This is a genomic window from Marinobacter sp. NFXS9 (assembly GCF_040148665.1).
Taxonomy (GTDB): domain Bacteria; phylum Pseudomonadota; class Gammaproteobacteria; order Pseudomonadales; family Oleiphilaceae; genus Marinobacter_A; species Marinobacter_A mangrovi.
This window is the reverse complement of sequence record NZ_JAGDDW010000001.1, coordinates 191,375-209,681: the sequence shown is the minus strand read 5'-3', so window position 1 is coordinate 209,681 and position 18,307 is coordinate 191,375. Positions and strand designations below refer to the sequence as shown.

The following is an 18,307-nucleotide window of genomic DNA, read 5'->3' as shown; positions in this document are numbered from 1 at the left end:
GGATCGCGGGGTTTGGGGAAGCTCGGACCGCAAGATCGTGCTGGCTCGCATGCAGAAATCCATTTACCGACGTTGTTGTTGTCTTCGCGCGACAACGGCCACACACCCGACCGGGTTACAGGCCGTTACACACCAACGTCATGGTAAAGAAAATGCGATCCGCGCAATCTGCACGAGTTCTCAGAATGGAGGGGTCCAGGAGGCCACAAATCCGAATCCACGGATTTCATGACCTCGATGAGCTTTGCACCTTACCCTTCCTGCTCCTTCAGGAAAGCCATGAAGGCGGCTTCGTCCATGACCGGAACGCCCAGGGATTCCGCCTTGGTCAGCTTGGAGCCCGCCGCCTCACCGAAGACCACCTGGCTGGTTTTCTTGGACACACTCCCGGACACCTTGGCACCCAACGCCTCCAGTCGCTCCTTGGCGTCTTCCCGGGTCATCTCCGAGAGAGTTCCGGTCAGGACGAAGGTCTGTCCTTTCAAGGGTTTCGGAGAAGCTGACGGCTCCAGCGTCTGCCACTGCACGCCGGCGGCTTTCAGGGCTTCGAGAATTTCCTGGTTGTGCGGCTGCTCGAAAAACAGACGAATGTGACCGGCCACCACCGGCCCCACGTCCGGCACGTCCTGCAAGGCCTCTTCATCGGCTTCCATGATCGGTGGCAAATCGCCAAAGTGGGACGCCAGCCCCTTGGCCGTGGCCTCGCCGACTTCACGGATACCCAGGGCGTAGATAAACCGCCACAGTTCCGGGTGCTTGGACTCGGCGATGGCGTTGACCAGGTTGCTCGCCGACTTTTCACCCATACGGTCGAGGGTCTTGAGGTCGTCGACCGTCAGCGAATAGAGATCGGCCACGGTCTTCACCATGCCCCGCTCCACCAGGATATCGATCCACTTCTCGCCCAACCCTTCGATGTCCAGGGCCCGGCGCGAACCATAGTGGCGAATGGCTTCGCGCTGCTGGGCGCCACAGTAGAGACCGCCGGTACAGCGGGCAACCACCTCGCCCTCAAGCTGAACCACTTCGGACCCGCACACGGGGCAATGCTCGGGCCGCTTCACCGCTTCCGCGTTGGCGGGGCGCTTCTCGGCCACCACCTTGACCACTTGCGGTATCACATCGCCGGCCCGGCGGATAAACACGGTGTCGCCCACGTGCAGATCCAGACGCTCGATTTCGTCCATGTTGTGCAGGGTGGCGTTGCTCACCGTGACGCCCCCGACAAAAACCGGCTTGAGCCGAGCGACCGGGGTCACCGCACCGGTCCGTCCGACCTGGAATTCCACCGCCTCAACGACAGTCATTTCTTCCTGCGCCGGGAACTTGTGGGCAATGGCCCAGCGCGGCGCCCGGGAGACGAAGCCCAGCTCCCGTTGCAGGGCAAGATCGTTCACCTTGAAGACAATGCCGTCGATCTCGTAGGCCAGATCGTTGCGGCGCGCCATAAGGTCTTCGTACGCCCCCTGACACGCCTCGACGCCGACCGCCTTGCGCATTTCAGGATTGATACGGAACCCCCACTCATTCAGCTTCTGCATGCCGTCCCAGTGGTTGTCGGGCAACAGGCTTTCATCCTCGACGGCGACGCTGTAGGTGCAGAGTTCCAGCGGACGGCGCGCCGTCACACGGGCATCCTTCTGACGCAGGCTGCCAGCGGCGGCATTGCGGGGATTGACGAAGGTTTTCTCACCGCGATCGGCCAGGTCCCGGTTCAGCTTCTCGAAGCCGGCCTTGGGCATGTAGACCTCGCCGCGCACTTCCAGCTCAGCCGGATAACCTGCCCCACGCAACTTGAGAGGCACTGATGGAATCGTCCGAATATTGGCCGTGATGTCCTCACCGGTGTAGCCGTCACCCCGGGTCGCCGCTCGATCCAGGACGCCATCCTGGTAATGCAGGCTCACAGCCAGACCGTCCAGCTTCGGCTCGGCCACGTATTCCACGGGCTCTTCCCGCTGCAGGCGATCCCGCACCCGGCGATCGAAATCGGTCATCTCTTCGGCGCTGAATGCGTTGTCCAGCGATAGCATGGGGACCCGATGGGTCACTTCGGCAAAGGTGTTCGACGGCATGGCGCCGACACGCTGGGTGGGTGAATCCGCCGTTACGAGTTCGGGATGCTCGAGTTCCAGCTGTTGGAGTTCGCGCATCAGGCGGTCGTAGGTGGCATCGGGAACGGCCGGCTCGTCCAGAACGTAGTAACGGTAGTTGTGATCGTTAATCTGTTCCCGCAACTGCTCAATGCGCTGGGTCGCCTTGTCTGCCATGTGTCTCCGCCTGTTACAAAAATGCCCGGTGAAAACCGGGCATTATGACATACTCTTTCACGTTCGACTTTGGTGTCATCCCACCCGCTGGGAGCGGCGCTTGCGCTCAAACTCGCGGATACGTTGTCGACAGTGTTCGATGGTCTGCGGCGTCATCACGCTACGACGTTCGTCCTTGAGCTCCCCTCCCAGGTTGTGCACGACGCACTGGGCCGTTTCCACCATGAACTCGAACGCCTTCAGGGAGTCCGACGGTCCCGGCATGCTCATGAAGAAACTGATGCCCGGGGTTTCCATGCCGTCCAGATCCTGGTCGCGGAAGGTGCCGGGTTCAACCGCATTGGCCACGCTGAACTGGACCGGGCTGCGTGTGTCGCTCTCTTCGTGACGGTGGTAGATCTCCATATCACCGAACTCCAGACCGCACCCTTCGAACAGCTTACGCAATGCCGTGCCATCGAACGCCTTCTGTTGGCGGGCCAGTACGTTGATGACGATCACTTCCTGGGCATCCGGGCGGTTGGCGCCAGCCAGGGGCGCTCCATCGTCCCGTTGTGTTGGACGGGGTGCTGGCTCGACCGCCACCTCATCCTCGACGTCGGGCATTTCCTCGACCTCAATGTTTCGTGCGACAGGAGGCTCGGGCTCGGGTTCCGCTTCACGCTCAAACTCGGGTTGCTGATCTCGCTCCGGCTCCGGTTCGGCGGTATCCCAGCTGTCCCCTTCCCAGGCTTCCTCAAAACGTTCCGGGGACTCATCGAACGCACTCATGTGCTCGACGGGCTCCTCCAGCTCTTCAGCCCGCTCGCTGCCCATATCGGATGGCTGCCAGGACGACGGCGCCTCAGACTCATCTTCAGAGGTTCGACTCGGTTGATCGGCAACAACCGGACGGGTCGGCTTTTGCGGCGGCGACGCGAAGCGGGACTTCCCCGATCTGCGGACATAGCCCCGCTCTTCCAGCGTCTCCCGGGTGATCGGACGGGAACCGCCATTCGGCAGTTCCGGATTGAATTCTTCATCGATGGGCGACGATTCGATGTCATCGGCCCCCATGCCTGAGGAGATCGCGGCCGCTTCCTGGCGGGCACGACGCATGCGACGTACGCCGTCGATCACGATCCCCAGGATGATCAGGGCCCCAATGGCAATTAACCATTCACGCAGAGACATAAAAATGCAGTCCTGTTCTTTCTTCTTAATCCGTCTGGTTGCGTCACGTCTTTCCGGGAATACGGGTTACAGGGATTACAGGTGTGCAAACAGTGTCCTATCGTGCCCTGCCGGCGCTCTCGGCTCCCGAATACTCTAAGCAATGACCGTCAGGAATACAACGCGCCGCCCGGCCACATGGCCGGATTGTCATCATAGGCGGCATAATTTTGACAATCTGGCCCTTTCACCCTCGCCCGGATACTGACAACGCGGCGATCAGGCTTCCGCCAGAGCGGCTGCCTCTTCCACATCCACCGAGACGAGACGCGAACAACCCGGCTCGTGCATGGTGACCCCCATCAACTGGTCGGCCATTTCCATGGCGATCTTGTTGTGGGTGATGTAGATGAACTGCACCTGGGAAGCCATCTCCTTCACCATATTGGCATACCGTCCAACGTTGGCGTCATCCAGCGGGGCGTCCACCTCGTCCAGCATACAGAACGGCGCCGGGTTGAGCTGGAAGATCGAGAATACCAGCGCGATCGCCGTCAGGGCCTTCTCGCCGCCCGACAGCAGGTGGATGGTGCTGTTCTTCTTGCCCGGCGGCCGGGCCATGATGGCGACGCCGGTTTCCAGCAGGTCCTCGCCGGTCAGCTCCAGGTAGGCACTGCCGCCGCCAAAGACTTTCGGGAACAGCGCCTGCAGGCCGCCGTTGACCTTGTCGAAGGTTTCCTTGAAGCGCTGACGGGTTTCCCGGTCGATCTTGCGGATGGCGGATTCCAGGGTCTCCAGCGCTTCGACAAGGTCGGTGTGCTGGGTGTCCAGATAGGTCTTGCGCTCGCTCTGGACCTGGTATTCGTCGATGGCCGCCAGGTTGATGGCGCCCAACCGCTGGATCCGGTTGCCGATTTTCTCCAGTTCTTCGGCCCAGGCTTTCTCCGTGGCCTCCTCCGGCAGGGTCTCGATCACTTCCGCCAGCCGGACGTTGAGTTCCTGCAACTGCTCCACGTGGTTGCCGGCGCGAATCTCGAGGGCCTGGGACTCCATCTTGACCTTTTCCAGGCTGGCGCGGACGTCCTGGATCCGGTGTTCGACGCGGCTGCGGTTCTGTTCCAGCTCCCGCACTTCACGGTCGATCTCTTCCAGTGCATCCCGTGCGCCACCCAGCTTTTCTTCTTCGGCCAATCGGCGGTCCAGCAAACCTTCCAGCTGCAGAGACAGGTCTTCGATCGGTTCCTCGGCGACCTCCCGATTCTCACGCAGCACCATGATGCGCTCTTCCAGCCGCTCCTTCTGCAGCTGCATGCGGTCCAGGGTCTGCTTGAGGCCGTCGTGCTGACTCTGCAGGGACTGGATCTGCAATTCCACCTGGTGGGCATGATCGCGATCGTGGCGGGCCTGATGGCGCATGCCGTCCAGTTTCTCGCGCAATGAATCCCGGCGACTGAGCAGGGATTCCTTTTCGTTGGCGTGATCTTCGGTGGCGTTCAGCGCGTCCTGCCAGACGGCCCGGATTTCCTCGAGCTTGCCAAGCTCCTCTTCCTGCTGTTCGCGCACGTCGGCGGTATCGTCGTCGATGCGCACGAGACGGGATTCAATCTGCTCAGCCCGAGCTTCCAGACCGCTCAGCTTCGAAGCGACATCGCTCAGCTCCCGGTCCGCGCCGGAAAGCTGCTGCTGGGCGTCGTCACGACGCAGTTCGGCGTCCTGGGTCCGCTCCTTGAGCTCGGCCAAACGCTCGCTGGCCTCGTCCCACCGGGCGGTCAGCTCTTCCACTTCGGCTGTGAGGGTATCGACCTTTTCCTGGCGGGCGATCACGCCCACCTGCCCTTCGGCGGATTCCGGGGTCTTGAGCCAGTGGCGGCCCAGCCAGACACCGTCGCGGGTTACAATGGACTCGTGCGGGGCAAGGCGATCGCGCAGCGCCAACGCGTCATCCAGTGTCTCGGCCGCATGGATCGTATCCAGGAAACCACCGAGACCACCCGCGTTGTTCACTTCCGCCGACAAACGACCGGCGCTGCCGCCCGCGGCCTGATCGGTCGCGGCCATCAGAGACAGCCCCCGGGGCGCTTCACCCAGGGTGTTACGGAGAAAATCAACGGAGTCGACGCAGACGCTCTGGGTAAAACTGCCCAGCACCTGCTCCACGGCGAACGCCCAATCACCGGAGGCCTTGATCTGCTGGGCATAACGCGGCTTCTCACTCAACTGCTGGGCGTGGAGCCAGTCCTGGAGCGCATCGTCATTGCTGCCCAACTGTTCGGCCAGAAGAGCCTCCTGTGAGGTCAGGTTGGCCTTGGCGGTTTGGAGTTGCTCGCGTAATTCGTTGCTGGCGCTTTCGGCATCGCCTTGCTGGTCGCGGGCGTCCTGGAGTTCGGCGTTGGCCGATTCGATCTGCTCCTGCGCCTCTTCACGACGCATCTGCAGGATCTCCCGCTGCTCGCGCAAGCTGTCCAGCTCGTCTCTCTGGATCTGTCCTTCCAGCAGCTGGCGCTCGTCGAGCAGACGTTGCAGCCGGGTTTTCAGGCTTTCGATGGCGTCCTCGGTCGAACGGATGCGGGACTGGGCCAGCTCCGCCCGTTGGCGCGCCTCGGCGGACCGGCTGCTGAATCCTTCCCATTCCTGCTGCCAGTCGCTCATGGCCTGCTCGGCAGTGTGCAGGGATTCCGCCGATGTCTCGGATTTGGCGGCGAGTTCTTCCCGTTCGGGCTCCAGCATGGCCAGCTCTTCCGCCGCGCTGTTCAGCTTTTCTTCATCGGCGCCCAGTTCCTCGGCCAGTTCCCGCTGGTTGGCCAGGGCCTGGTCAAGCTCGGTCGCCATCTGGCGGGAGCGTTCGCGCTGGTGTTCGAGGCTCTGCTCGATCCGGGCAATGTCCGCCCCCGCCTCGTAATAGCGAGCCTGGGCACGGTTGAAATGTTCGGTGCGGTCCTGGTGGTCTTCCCGCAGGCCTTCCAGGCGGGTTTCCAGGCTGACGCGTTCGGTCAGCAGTCGCTCCAGTTCCAGCTCGGTTTCGCGGATTTTTTCACGGGCGGTTTGCAGATCGGCATCGAGGGCCTGCCAGCGCAGCACGGTCAGCTCGGCCTTTTTCTGTCGCTCTTCCTGTTTCAGGGCCTTGTAGCGCTCTGCCGCCTGGGCCTGGCGCTGCAGGTGCTGGAGTTGACGATCCAGCTCATCCCGCAAGTCGGTGAGGCGTTCCAGGTTTTCGGTGGTACGACGGATACGGTTCTCGGTTTCCCGGCGACGCTCCTTGTATTTGGAAATGCCTGCCGCTTCCTCGATGTAAACCCGCAGTTCTTCCGGCTTCGCCTCGATCAAACGGGAAATCATCCCCTGCTCGATGATGGCATAACTGCGCGGGCCCAGACCGGTACCCAGGAACAGGTCGGTGATGTCGCGTCGGCGGCACTTGGTGCCGTTGAGGAAATACTCGGACTGTCCTTCCCGGGTCACCCGGCGTTTGACGGAAATTTCGGTAAACGCCGCATGCTGGCCCGGCGCGGAGCCGTCGGAGTTGTCGAAGACCAGTTCGATGGACGCCTGGCCCACCGGCTTGCGGGCGCTGGAGCCGTTGAAGATGACGTCGGTCATGGATTCGCCGCGCAGGTACTTGGCGGAGCTTTCCCCCATGACCCAACGGACGGCGTCGATGATGTTGGACTTGCCACAGCCGTTTGGCCCCACCACCGCGGTCATGTTCGATGGAAACGGCACCGTGGTGGGATCCACGAAGGATTTGAAACCGGCGAGTTTGATCGATTTTAGACGCATATCGGCCCGCTAACCTGCTTTGTCATTGCCTGCTGCTTATCCCTGACGGGCAGCGTCGTTGTCCATGTCGAGGGTCTTGAGCACCAATGCACGCTGGTGCTCGCCAAATTGCTGGATGCTACGCACCAGCGCTGTACTGTCCCGCTCAGTTGCCGCGGCCGCCAGCGACCGGAAAAAGCGGCGGGTCTCGGCCACCTCGCCCCGGAAATGATCCATGGCCAGGTAATACGTGCGACTGATCGCCGGCCGGAAGTTTTCCAGCGTCTCTTCCAGGAACGGATTGTCGACGATGTGGTAGGCCCGCCGCATGACTTCGAAACCATTGTCGATAATGCTTTCCCGGGACGGTTCACCGGATTCGATCATCGCATCCAGCTTGCGAACCTGTTCCACCAGGGGCACCAGATCTGCGCCTTCGGTCGTCTCGATCAACCGCCGCGCCAGCATCCCCAGCAGTTCGATATAGATGTCGTAGAGGCTGTTGACCAGTTGCGGCGTCAATTGCGAGACCACCGCCCCTTTGCGGGGGAAAATCTCGATCAGGTAGCGCCGCTCCAGGATGAGCAGCGCTTCCCGAACCGATCCCCGGCTGACGTCCAGCTCACCGGCGATCCGCAACTCCTGGATCCGATCGCCCGGGCGTAGCTGGCCGACAATAATCTGCTGCCCCAGGTGCTGGGCGATCTGCTCGGAAAGGCTTTCTGGCGCTTGAAACCGCATGGTTGACGTCACGACTCGCAAATAACGCCGGAGTGTAACACAACGCCGGTGCGAGCCCAGCCATGGCTTTGCGCGATCGAGTCTTTATCGATTGCGATCGGCCCAGGGCCGGTCGTCCTGCGGTGCGTCGTCGCCAAACGGGGTGATGTCCCGCAGTGGCCGGATCTCGATGCTGCCCAACCGCGCCGGCGGAATTTTCTCAGCCAGGCGGATGGCGTCGTTCAGGTCCCTGGCCTCCAGCATGTAGAACCCGGCGAGCTGCTCCTTGGTTTCGGCAAAGGGACCATCCGTGGTGGTCGCGCGGCCGTCCCGGACCCGGACCGTGGTTGCGGTATCCACGGGCTGCAAGGCGCTGCCATCGAGGTAATGGCCCTGCTGCTGAAGTCCGTCTACACAGGCCAGGCATTCCCGGTTGAGGGAGGTCCACTCGTCGCCGGTCATCTGTTTGATGATGTTTTCGTCGTAGTACACCAATGCGAGATATTTCATGGCTTTTCCCTGAAGTGGTTGTTTTTCTATTCATTGTCGAACCGACGGCCTTCGAATCGACATGGTCAGGCAACGCCGGCACCCATTTCGTCGATACGATGTTGAAGAAAGCGACGTTCCGGTTCCTGCCCGGCCAAAGCCAGTGCCCGCTGATAGGCGATCCGGGCTTCCTCGATTCGCCCAAGGCGTCGCAACAGGTCAGCCCGCGCGGCATGGGCCAGATGGTAGGCGTCCAGCGCCTTACCCGCCAGCAGCTCGTCAATCAGGGTCAGCCCGGCCTGGGGGCCATCACGCATGGCAACAGCCACCGCCCGGTTCAGGGCTACCACCGGGGTCGGAGACTGCTGCATCAGCACGTCGTAGAGACCGACGATCTGCGGCCAGTCCGTGGCTTCCGCCGTCGGCGCTTCGTCATGGACTGCCGCAATGGCGGCCTGCAGGGTATAGGGTCCAAAACGGCGGGTGGCGAGGGCGTCAGTCACCAGAAGGGCACCCTCCTCGATGGTCGCCCGGTCCCACAAGCTGCGCTCCTGCTGGTCAAGCGGCACGAGATTCCCGTCCGATGTCTGCCGGGCAGACCGTCGGGCGTTTTGTAACAGCATCAGCGCCAGTAGCCCTTTCACCTCCGGAGCCGGCAACAACGCGAGCAGAAGGCGACCGAGACGAATGGCCTCATCGGCCAGTTGGTAACGGCTCACCTGTTCACCGCTGGTGGCGGAGTAGCCTTCGTTAAACACCAGGTAGACGACCCGGAGCACCTCGTCCAGCCGGGCCGACATCTGTGAAGGCCCCGGCACTTCATAGGGAATACCGGCGTCCCGGATCTTGTTCTTGGCACGCACGATCCGCTGGGCCAGTGTGGCCGGCGTGGTCAGGAAGGCCCGGGCAATTTCTTCGGTGGTCAGCCCACAGACTTCCCGCAGCGTCATGGCAATCTGGGCTTCGGGGGCAAGACCGGGGTGGCAACAGGTGAAGATCAGGCGCAGCTGGTCGTCTTCCAGCATCTCGTCGTCACTGTCTGCTACGGCATGAGGCGTGGACGTCGGATGATCGAGCTGCCGGGTAATGTCCTCGAACTTCACCCGGCGACGAATCTGGTCGATGGCGCGGAAGCGGCCAGTGGAGACCAGCCAGGCGCTGGGATTGGCCGGAACGCCCTCCTCCGGCCACTGAGCCAGCGCGCAGGTGAAGGCGTCGTGCAACGCTTCCTCGGCCTGCTCGAAGTCCCCCAGCAGTCGAATGAGTGTGGCCAGGACTTTCCGTGAGTCTCGGGCGTAGATGGCTTCGATTTCTTTACGCATGGCGTCGTCCCTGCCTGCGATCCGTTAAAGGTCAGATGCGTCGGGCGCGGAAGGACCGACCTTTCAGCTTACCTGAAGAAAGCTTTTCAAGTGCCTGTTTTGCATGATCCCTTGTCACGGCCACGAAGGCACTGTTATCCGTGACGTTGATCTTGCCGACGGCCTTGCCCGGTACGCCGGATTCACCCGTCAACGCGCCCAGTATATCGCCGGGACGCACTTTCTGCTTTTTACCACCATCGATCTGCAGCGTCACCATCGGCGGTTTGTACGTCGTCTGGTGGCGCTGGTTTCCGGAAGGAAGATTTGATTCATCAATGGCTTGGCCGGTCTTCTCAGAAAGTTTCTCAAGTTTGTAGCGTTCCTTTTCCGAGAAGAATGTGAACGCGAGGCCGTGGCTGCCGGCGCGACCGGTCCGGCCGATGCGGTGAACGTGGACATCCAGATCCCGCGCCACGTGATAGTTGAACACCGCGTCCAGGTTGTCGATATCCAGACCCCGCGCGGCCACGTCGGTGGCGACCAGAACCGTCGCGCTCTTGTTGGCAAAGCGGATCAGCATCAGGTCCCGCGCCTTCTGCTCCAGATCGCCGTGCAGGGCCAGCGCGCTGAAGCCCATGCTGCGCAGCGCATCGGCCACCTCGTCGGTCTCCCGCTTGGTGTTGCAGAAGACAATGGCCGAATCCGGACGGTGCTTCATCAGCAACAGGCGCAGCCCTTCCAGCCGCTGGGCATCGTCGCGCACGGGATAAAAGCGCTGACGGATGGTCAGGTCGCTCTGATGGGTCTCTACCTCCACCCGCTCCGGGTCACGCATCACGCGTTCAGCGATCGTCTGGATCTGGTCCGGATAGGTGGCGCTGAACAACAGCGTCTGACGCTGCGCCGGCATTTCGGCGATGATCTCGTCCAGGACCTCCTGGAACCCCATATCCAGCATCCGATCGGCTTCATCCAGCACCAGCGTCTCGACATCCGCCAGCGACAGGGTGCGCTTGCGGAGGTGGTCCGAAATACGGCCCGGCGTGCCCACGATGATGTGGGCACCGTGCTCCAGCGAACCGATTTGCGGGCCAATTGGCGTGCCGCCACACAGGCTCAGGATCTTGATGTTGTGGATCGCCCGGGCCAGCTTGCGCAGCTCCTGCGCGACCTGGTCCGCCAGTTCCCGCGTCGGGCACAGGACTAGCGCCTGGATCCGAAATCGCGAGACATCCAGCTTGTGCAGTACGCCCAGCCCGAAGGCTGCGGTCTTGCCAGAGCCGGTTTTGGCCTGCGCGATCAGATCCTGACCGGCCAGGACAATGGGAAGACTGGCTGCCTGGATCGGCGTCATGGACCGGTAACCCAGGGAATCCAGGTTACCGAGCAGGTCGGTGCGAAGCTTGAGCGTGCTGAAATCGGACATAGCGGGGTATCGGGCCTGTTCGGTGTGGCATCGGAGCGATCCACAAAAGTAAGTTGGCGGCCATTCTACACCAAGCCGCCCCTTACCAATGTATCGGTCCTTTCCGCAGGTTCTTCACATAGCGCTTATTCAGGGTGCGCAGCAACGGCGCAAACAGGAAGAACACACTGCCAATGATGAAGAACCAGGTGGCCACCGTCTGCCACTTCTCCCAGAGGAACAAAATGCTGCCCACCAGGAACAGGATCGCCGAGATATAATCGTTGGCAATGTGGAGCCATTCATAGCGCTCGTGAATCTTTTTCTCGGCTTCAAGCATCTCATGGTCAAGCTCGTGAACAGGCTTGTTCATGACGGAGACTCCTCCTCGTCCAGTCGCGTGATTTCAATCGGGATAAACGATCACAGTGCCCGCGACACCCGGCGTTCGCAAGGTCAGGAAAGAGGAAGGTCAAGTTGGAAAGGGGCCCGGAACGCGAGTCCGGGCCAGATGGGAACGATCAGTGACTGATCATCCACGGTCGCATTGAGGGAAACATCTTCTTGCCGTCGGCGGTGTAGAAAAGCTTCGAATGACGCCGTTCCGTATGGTCGCACCCGCAGCCCTTCTGTGCGGCATGGCAGGCGCGATCGTCTGCCTCGGCGCGGGAGTCCGCAGTCGAGAAGACCGGCTCATGGCGCGCCTTCTCGTTGCGGGTCTGCGCATCCTGCCGGTCCCGATCCAGTCCGCGCAGCTCCGGCGGCAGCACGATGACCCGTGCCGACATCACGCCACAGGCGGGACAGGCCGCCGGCTTGGCGGCGTCGTCCATTCGGGCCAACTGATAGAAATGGCCGTGTTCCCGGCATTTGTAGTCATAGACAGGCATGGCTCACTCCTTGTCCGGTGACAGGGGCACGTCCATCCCCCCGCTGACCTTCTTGCTCGGACCATCGGCGGACGGATTGATGTCGAAGTCGAAGATGCCGGTCGGCAACCAGAGTGTTGCACAGGCGTTGGGCACGTCCACCACGCCGCTGATGTGGCCTTCCACCGGTGCACAGCCAAGTAGCGCGTAGCCCTGGGCCGGGGTGTAACCGAATTTGGTCAGGTATTCGATCGCGTTCAGGCAGGCCTGGCGGTAAGCAATGTGCACGTCCAGGTAATGCTGCTTGCCCTGCTCGTCCACGGAGATGCCTTCGAAGATGACGTAGTCGTCGTACTTGGGCTTGATCGGGCTGGGCTTGAAGATCGGGTTCTTGATCCCGTACTTGGCCATGCCGTCCTTGACCACGTTGACCCGCAGGTGAATCCAGCCGGCCATCTCGATGGCCCCACAAAAAGTGATCTCGCCATCGCCCTGACTGAAGTGAAGGTCGCCCACCGACAGGCCACCCCCTTTCACGTAGACCGGGAAATACACCTTGGAGCCGCGGGACAGATCCTTGATGTCGCAGTTTCCGCCGTGCTCCCGGGGCGGCACGGTGCGCGCGCCCTCTGCAGCGGCAGCCGCCTTGGCTTCCCCGCTCAATTTGCCCATGTGGGCCGTTTCGGCATACGGCAGATTCGCCAGGCCCGGCACCCGATCCGGCTCCGTGTCATACAGCTCTTTCTCGCGCCGATTCCACTCGTCCAGCATCTCCTTGGACGGTAGGCAGCCAATCAGTCCCGGGTGGATCATGCCGGCAAATTCCACGTTCGGAATATGGCGGGACTTGGTGAACATGCCATTGAAGTCCCAGATGGACTTTTGCGCTTCCGGGAAATGCTCGGTCAGGAAGCCGCCACCGTTCTGCTTGGAGAAGAAGCCGTTGAAGCCCCACTGACTGTCATCGAACGCACCGATGTCCAGGATGTCCACTTCCAGCAGATCACCGGGTTCTGCGCCTTCGACACCCACCGGGCCGGACAGGAAGTGTACCTGGGTCAGGTCCACGTCGCGCACGTCGTCCGCGCTGTCATTGTTCTTGATCTGGCCGCCGGTCCAATCGTGGCATTCAATGATGAAATCGTCACCCGGCTTGACCGTCGCCGCCATGGGAATGTCGGGGTGCCAGCGGTTATGGACTTTCTCGTTTTCGTAGGCGGATTTATTCAGGTCGATCTTGATAATGGTTTCGGCCATCTTGGACGCTCCTCGAATCACGGCGTGAACAGTTATTGGTATGGCTCGCAGGTCCGGCCTGCCAAGTCCTGTTCACTATCCGCCATCCCCACAACGCCCACTATTGGGAAAACGCCCCCCGTCCCTACGTCATTTGACGTATTGAGTGCGGGACATCGCCCAGGGGCGCCCTTTTCTATCGCCCATAAAAAAGCCGCCCAACCAGGAGGGCGGCTTGCGGGAAACGCGGCCGGTCTGACTAAACGGGAATCAGGCCGGCTCTCCCGGAACCGTAACGGGCTCGACGCAGACGGCGCCGCCCCGCAGATAAGCTCGAAACGCCCCGACGTCGGGATGCGCCAGCAGGGCTTCCGCCAGCTGGGGCTCCAGTGTCGAACGAAGGCGCCGCAGGATATCCCGGGCGCCGAAGCGGTTGTCGTAGCGTCCGCAGAGGTATTCGCGCAGCGCCTCCGTGAGTTCAACAGACGCACCCCGGCGGGACAGCCGCTGATTGAGGCGGGCCAGTTGAATGCTAAGCAGGTCGTCGAGTCGGTCGATGCCCAACCGGTTGTATGTGTGGATGCCGTCAATCCGATTGATGAACTCGGGATCAAAGGTGTTCAGCAGGGCCGCTTCCAGCACCTCAGCCTCGCGTCGGGGGATCAGGCCCAGCCAGCGGCGCCAGCCACGCCGGAACGTGTCGCGGTAGCGGGCGACCTCCACGGCGCCAACGTTGGAAGTCATGAAGATCAGGCTGTTGCGAAAGTCGATCTCCCGCTGGCCCGACGGGAAGACCAGCCGGCCGCTGTCCAGGATGTTCAGGAGCGTGCGGACCACTTCAGGGCTCGCTTTCTCTACCTCGTCGAACAGTACGATGCCGGGTTTGCTGAAGCTGCCCTGGATCGCCTCTGTGTCGAAAAGCGTATGGCCTTCCTTGCTGCCCACGTAACCGGGGGGTGCCCCCGTTAACGCGGCAGCGTAATGCTCCTGGGCCAGCGTGTTCATGTCGATTCGGCACAGGGCATCGCGCTTGCCGTGAATGGCCTCGGCCAGCAGGCGCACGGTTTCGGTCTTGCCGACGCCAGTGGGGCCCATCAGCATATGAACTGCCAGCGGCCGATCCTCTGGACCGATGTCCGCCTTCACTCGCACCAGCATCGCCGTTAGGGCCTGTAGGGTTTCGGCCTGCCCGACGATGCGCACCTGCAAACGGTCGCTGACCGCTTCCGGGTCGAACACGAACCGGGACATCCGCTGGACGCGGCCGGCGTAATCCCGGCGTGCCGTCTGTTCGCGATTGGCTTCAATCTTTTCGTTGATGAACGGCACGCCGGTCCCTCCTTACGCGCCTGCGGCCTTCTCCTGGCCATCGTAGGGCAACTCGCCCACCGGGCACTCGGCGACGCCAACGGTCTTGCGGGTCATTGCCTCGACGTTTTCCTGCGCCTTCTGGGCGTCCATCACCCAGGTGCGATAAAACTCGAACGGGCAGTCGGCGATGCCCTTGTCGCCGTCACCGGAGGCGTGAACACCGGAATAGCCCCGGTGCAACAGCTTGAACAGGTGGTTCTGGGACTGGTCGTTGGCCCGGGCATCGCGGATCTGGCTGACAGAGAGCTGGGCATACTGCACACCCATGTCTTCCTCGCCGCACTCGCCAAGGGTGCGGCCATCGAAGCCAATGATTGCCGAATGGCCGAAGTAGGAATAGACACCGTCGAAACCGGAGGCGTTGGCCACGGCCACGTAGCAATTGTTGGCCCAGGCCATGCTTTTGGCCATCATGACCTGCTGTTCTTTGGCCGGGTACATGTAGCCCTGGCACCGGACGATCAACTCGGCCCCTTTCATGGCGCAATCGCGCCAGATTTCCGGATAGTTGCCGTCGTCGCAGATGATCAGGCTGATCTTTATACCCTTCGGCCCCTCGGTGACGTAGGTGGTGTCGCCGGGATACCAGCCTTCGATCGGGCACCAGGGAATGCACTTGCGGTACTTCTGGACGATCTCGCCTTCGTTGTTGATCAAAACGAGCGTGTTGTACGGCGCCTTTTTCGGGTGCTCCTCGTGGCGCTCACCCGTCAGCGAAAACACGCCCCAGGTGTTGGCTTCCCGACAAGTCGCGGCAAAAATGGCCGTTTCGTCGCCCGGCACCGTGGCCGCCGTTTCCATCATCTCATCGTCGTCGTACATGATGCCCATGGTGCTGTATTCCGGGAACACCACCAGGTCCATACCCGGCAGGCCCACCTTCATTCCCTTGATCATCTCGGCAATCTTGCGGGCGTTGTCGAGGACCTCGTCGCGGGTGTGCAGGCGCGGCATTTTGTAGTTGACGACCGCCACGCCGACCGTATCGTTACTGCTGGAAATATCACCGTGTCGCATGATGCGCTCCTACTGATCTGTCGTTAAACCGGAATTCAGACCGCCAGGTACTGGGCGATCTGCTGCTCGTCAGCGGTCTTGCCGTCCACCTCGTGGACGATGGCGCCCTTCTCGATCACCATCACGCGATCCGCAACGGCCATGGCAAAGCTCAACACCTGCTCGGACACCACGATGCTGAGCTTGCGGATTTCCTTGATCTCGTTGAGGGTCTTGGCCAGTTGCTTGATGATCGACGGCTGGATGCCTTCGGTGGGCTCATCCAACAACAGCACCTTGGGATCCGCCGCCAGGGCACGACCGATGGCCAGTTGCTGCTGTTGCCCGCCGGACAGGTTGCCCGCCTTACGATGCCGCATGTCATGCAGCACCGGGAACAGGTCGTAGATGTCGGCCGGGATTTTCTTCGCCCCGGTCGCTTCGAGTCCGGTGGCAATGTTTTCTTCCACGGTCAGCGTCGGAAATACCAGCCGCCCCTGGGGCACATAGGCAATGCCCCGCTGCACCCGCTGATAGGGTTTGGTAGTCGTCAGGTCCTCGCCGCCCAGGGTGATCTGCCCTTTCGCAGGCAGCACCCCGATCAACGACTTGAACAGCGTGGTCTTGCCCATCCCGTTGCGCCCCATGATGGTGAGCGTTTCGTTTTCGCCCACGTTCAGGGACACACCGTGGATCACCTCACTCATGCCGTAGCTGACACGTAAATCGTTGGTACTGAGCATGTTTCGTTCTCCTGCGCTTAGCCGCGCCGTTAGTGCCCCAGGTAAACCTCAATCACCCGTTCGTTCTTCTGGATATCATCCATCTTGCCCTCGGCCAGCAACTTGCCCTGGTGCAACACGGTCACCTTATGGGCGATGTCCTTGACAAAATCCATGTCGTGCTCGATGACCAGCACCGACCGGTTCTGGCTGATTTCCTTGAGCAGTCCGGCGGTGCGTTCCCGCTCGACCACACTCATGCCCGCGACCGGTTCGTCAAGCATCAGCAGTTCCGGATCCTGGATCAGCAGCATGCCGATCTCCAGCCACTGCTTCTGGCCGTGGCTGAGCAAGCCGGCGCTCTTGTCCAGGTCGTCCGCCAGGTAGATCTGCTCGGCGATCTCCCGGACCCGCTTATTGATCTTGGGCGTGCGCCGGAAAAACAGGCTGCCGAACACCGTGCGCCCGGACGGATAAGACAGCTCCAGGTTCTGGGCGACCGTCAGGTTTTCGTAGATGGACGGGGTCTGGAACTTACGCCCCACCCCCTTGTGCACGATCTGATGCTCGGCCATCTTGGTGAGCTCCAGATCCTTGAACTTGATAGAGCCGTCCGTCGCCCGAGTCTTGCCGCAGATCAGATCCAGCAGCGTGGTCTTACCCGCGCCGTTGGGGCCGATCACGACCCGCACTTCGTTACGCTCCAGGTAGAGCGAGAGACCGTCGACCGCCTTGAAGCCATCGAAGGACACGGTCAAGTCTTCTACCGCCAGCAGAATGGGTGAGCTCATCAGTGGGACTCCTGTGCTGAGCCAATGGACACGTCGTCACGGGCTTTGGGTTCAGCCGACTTGGGCGCGCCAGGCTTGGTTTCCGGCGCGGACGCGGCAATGGTTTCGCGCTTGAAGGCGCCGGCGAACCAGTTGCGCACGGGCGCGGCGTAATCCGAGACAAGTCCTGCCAGGCCGCGCGGGAAGAGCATCACCACCGCAATGAACAAAGCGCCCATGGCCACCACCCACAGCTGCGGGAAGCTTTCCGATAGGGAGCTTTTCGCCAGGTTGACCAGGAAGGCGCCGTAGGCCGCCCCGATCAGGGACAGTCGCCCGCCGACCGCACAGAAAATCACCATCTCAATCGAGGCCACGGTGCCCACAAAGGACGGCGACATGAAGCCCACCTGCAGCGTGAAGAACGCCCCACCGATGGCCGAGATGACCGACGCCGCCACGAACACGAAGATCTTGATGTTCGCCACGTCGTAGCCGGAGAAACGCACCCGGTCTTCCTGGTCGCGCATGGCGATCAGCAACTGGCCGTAACGGCTGTTCAGGATGAACTGGCCCGCCAGCAGGCAGAGAATCAGGGCCGCGCAGCAGGCGAAGTACAGCACGTACTTGGCAAAGTCCGTCTGGATATCCCAGCCCATCAGGGTGCGCAGGTCGGTGATGCCGTTGATGCCCCCGGTGTAGCCCTGCTGCCCGATGATCAGGATGGTCATGATGGAGGCGATGGCCTGCGTGATGATGGCGAAATACACGCCGCCAACACGGCGCTTGAACATGGCCACACCGATCAGGAAGGCAAACAGCGCCGGCACCGTCACAATCAGGATCAGCGTGGCCGTGAAGCTGTGGAACGGCTGCCAGAACCAGGGCAGCTCGGTGAGCTGGTTCCAGTCCATGAAGTCGGGAATCCCCGGGGTACTCTGGATCGCCGTGTTTTCCGGCGACGAGGCTTCCAGCTTCAGGAACATGGCCATGCAGTAGCCGCCCAGGCCGAAGAAGATCCCCTGCCCGAGGCTGAGAATGCCGCCGTAGCCCCAGCACAACACCAGACCCGCCGCGACGAACGCGTAGGTAAGGTACTTGCCGTACAGGTTCAGGCGGAAGAGATCGCTGAACAGCGGCAGGACACCCAGAATCAGGACCGCAATGATCAGGATCTGGATCAGTTTTCCGCGGCCGCCGAATTTGTCCATCCAGTTGGCCTTCACTACAGGTTGCGTGCTCATTGT

General features: G+C 61.6%; 15 protein-coding genes. All 15 read right to left on the bottom strand.

The features are described 5' to 3' along the window. Positions 1–251: 251 nt before the first annotated feature. Complete coding sequence (gene ligA, locus J3364_RS00945; RefSeq protein ID WP_349555932.1) at positions 252–2,270, bottom strand: NAD-dependent DNA ligase LigA; 2,019 nt, start codon at positions 2,268–2,270, stop codon at positions 252–254. Between the two features lie 75 nt (positions 2,271–2,345). Continuing rightward, a complete protein-coding gene (gene zipA / locus J3364_RS00940) occupies positions 2,346–3,443 on the bottom strand; it encodes a cell division protein ZipA (protein ID WP_349555930.1) in 1,098 nt (365 codons plus the stop codon). 258 nt (positions 3,444–3,701) lie between these two features. After that, positions 3,702–7,199, bottom strand: a complete 3,498-nt coding sequence (smc, locus tag J3364_RS00935; RefSeq protein WP_349555928.1) for a chromosome segregation protein SMC — start codon at positions 7,197–7,199, stop codon at positions 3,702–3,704. Between the two features lie 36 nt (positions 7,200–7,235). Further along, positions 7,236–7,919, bottom strand: a complete 684-nt coding sequence (locus J3364_RS00930) for a GntR family transcriptional regulator (protein ID WP_349555926.1) — start codon at positions 7,917–7,919, stop codon at positions 7,236–7,238. 84 nt (positions 7,920–8,003) lie between these two features. Next, the gene (locus J3364_RS00925) at positions 8,004–8,408 is read right to left on the bottom strand and encodes a YciI family protein (RefSeq protein ID WP_349555925.1); all 405 of its coding nucleotides are present in this window, start codon (positions 8,406–8,408) and stop codon (positions 8,004–8,006) included. A gap of 65 nt (positions 8,409–8,473) precedes the next feature. Then, positions 8,474–9,709, bottom strand: a complete 1,236-nt coding sequence (locus tag J3364_RS00920) for an RNA polymerase sigma factor (protein WP_349555923.1) — start codon at positions 9,707–9,709, stop codon at positions 8,474–8,476. A 31-nt stretch (positions 9,710–9,740) separates the two neighbouring features. After that, positions 9,741–11,117, bottom strand: a complete 1,377-nt coding sequence (gene dbpA, locus J3364_RS00915; RefSeq protein WP_349555921.1) for an ATP-dependent RNA helicase DbpA — start codon at positions 11,115–11,117, stop codon at positions 9,741–9,743. Between the two features lie 82 nt (positions 11,118–11,199). Beyond that, on the bottom strand, positions 11,200–11,469 hold the full coding sequence (locus J3364_RS00910) for a YrhK family protein (RefSeq protein WP_123634814.1): 270 nt from the start codon (positions 11,467–11,469) through the stop codon (positions 11,200–11,202). 148 nt (positions 11,470–11,617) lie between these two features. Then, on the bottom strand, positions 11,618–11,986 hold the full coding sequence (locus J3364_RS00905; RefSeq protein ID WP_349555919.1) for an FmdB family zinc ribbon protein: 369 nt from the start codon (positions 11,984–11,986) through the stop codon (positions 11,618–11,620). 3 nt (positions 11,987–11,989) lie between these two features. Then, complete coding sequence (gene fmdA, locus J3364_RS00900) at positions 11,990–13,222, bottom strand: formamidase (RefSeq protein WP_349555917.1); 1,233 nt, start codon at positions 13,220–13,222, stop codon at positions 11,990–11,992. Between the two features lie 249 nt (positions 13,223–13,471). After that, positions 13,472–14,530 carry an AAA family ATPase gene (locus J3364_RS00895; protein WP_349555916.1) on the bottom strand — a complete coding sequence of 353 codons (1,059 nt, stop codon included), beginning with the start codon at positions 14,528–14,530 and terminating at the stop codon, positions 13,472–13,474. 12 nt (positions 14,531–14,542) lie between these two features. Then, positions 14,543–15,589, bottom strand: coding sequence for an aliphatic amidase (locus tag J3364_RS00890; protein ID WP_349555915.1), 1,047 nt, complete (start codon positions 15,587–15,589; stop codon positions 14,543–14,545). A 35-nt stretch (positions 15,590–15,624) separates the two neighbouring features. Further along, complete coding sequence (gene urtE / locus J3364_RS00885; protein WP_349555914.1) at positions 15,625–16,311, bottom strand: urea ABC transporter ATP-binding subunit UrtE; 687 nt, start codon at positions 16,309–16,311, stop codon at positions 15,625–15,627. Positions 16,312–16,340: 29 nt separating this feature from the next. Beyond that, positions 16,341–17,081, bottom strand: a complete 741-nt coding sequence (urtD, locus tag J3364_RS00880; RefSeq protein ID WP_349555913.1) for an urea ABC transporter ATP-binding protein UrtD — start codon at positions 17,079–17,081, stop codon at positions 16,341–16,343. Next, complete coding sequence (urtC, locus tag J3364_RS00875) at positions 17,081–18,271, bottom strand: urea ABC transporter permease subunit UrtC (RefSeq protein ID WP_349556764.1); 1,191 nt, start codon at positions 18,269–18,271, stop codon at positions 17,081–17,083. Before urtC ends, urtD begins: the two co-directional genes overlap by 1 nt. Positions 18,272–18,307: the final 36 nt, after the last annotated feature.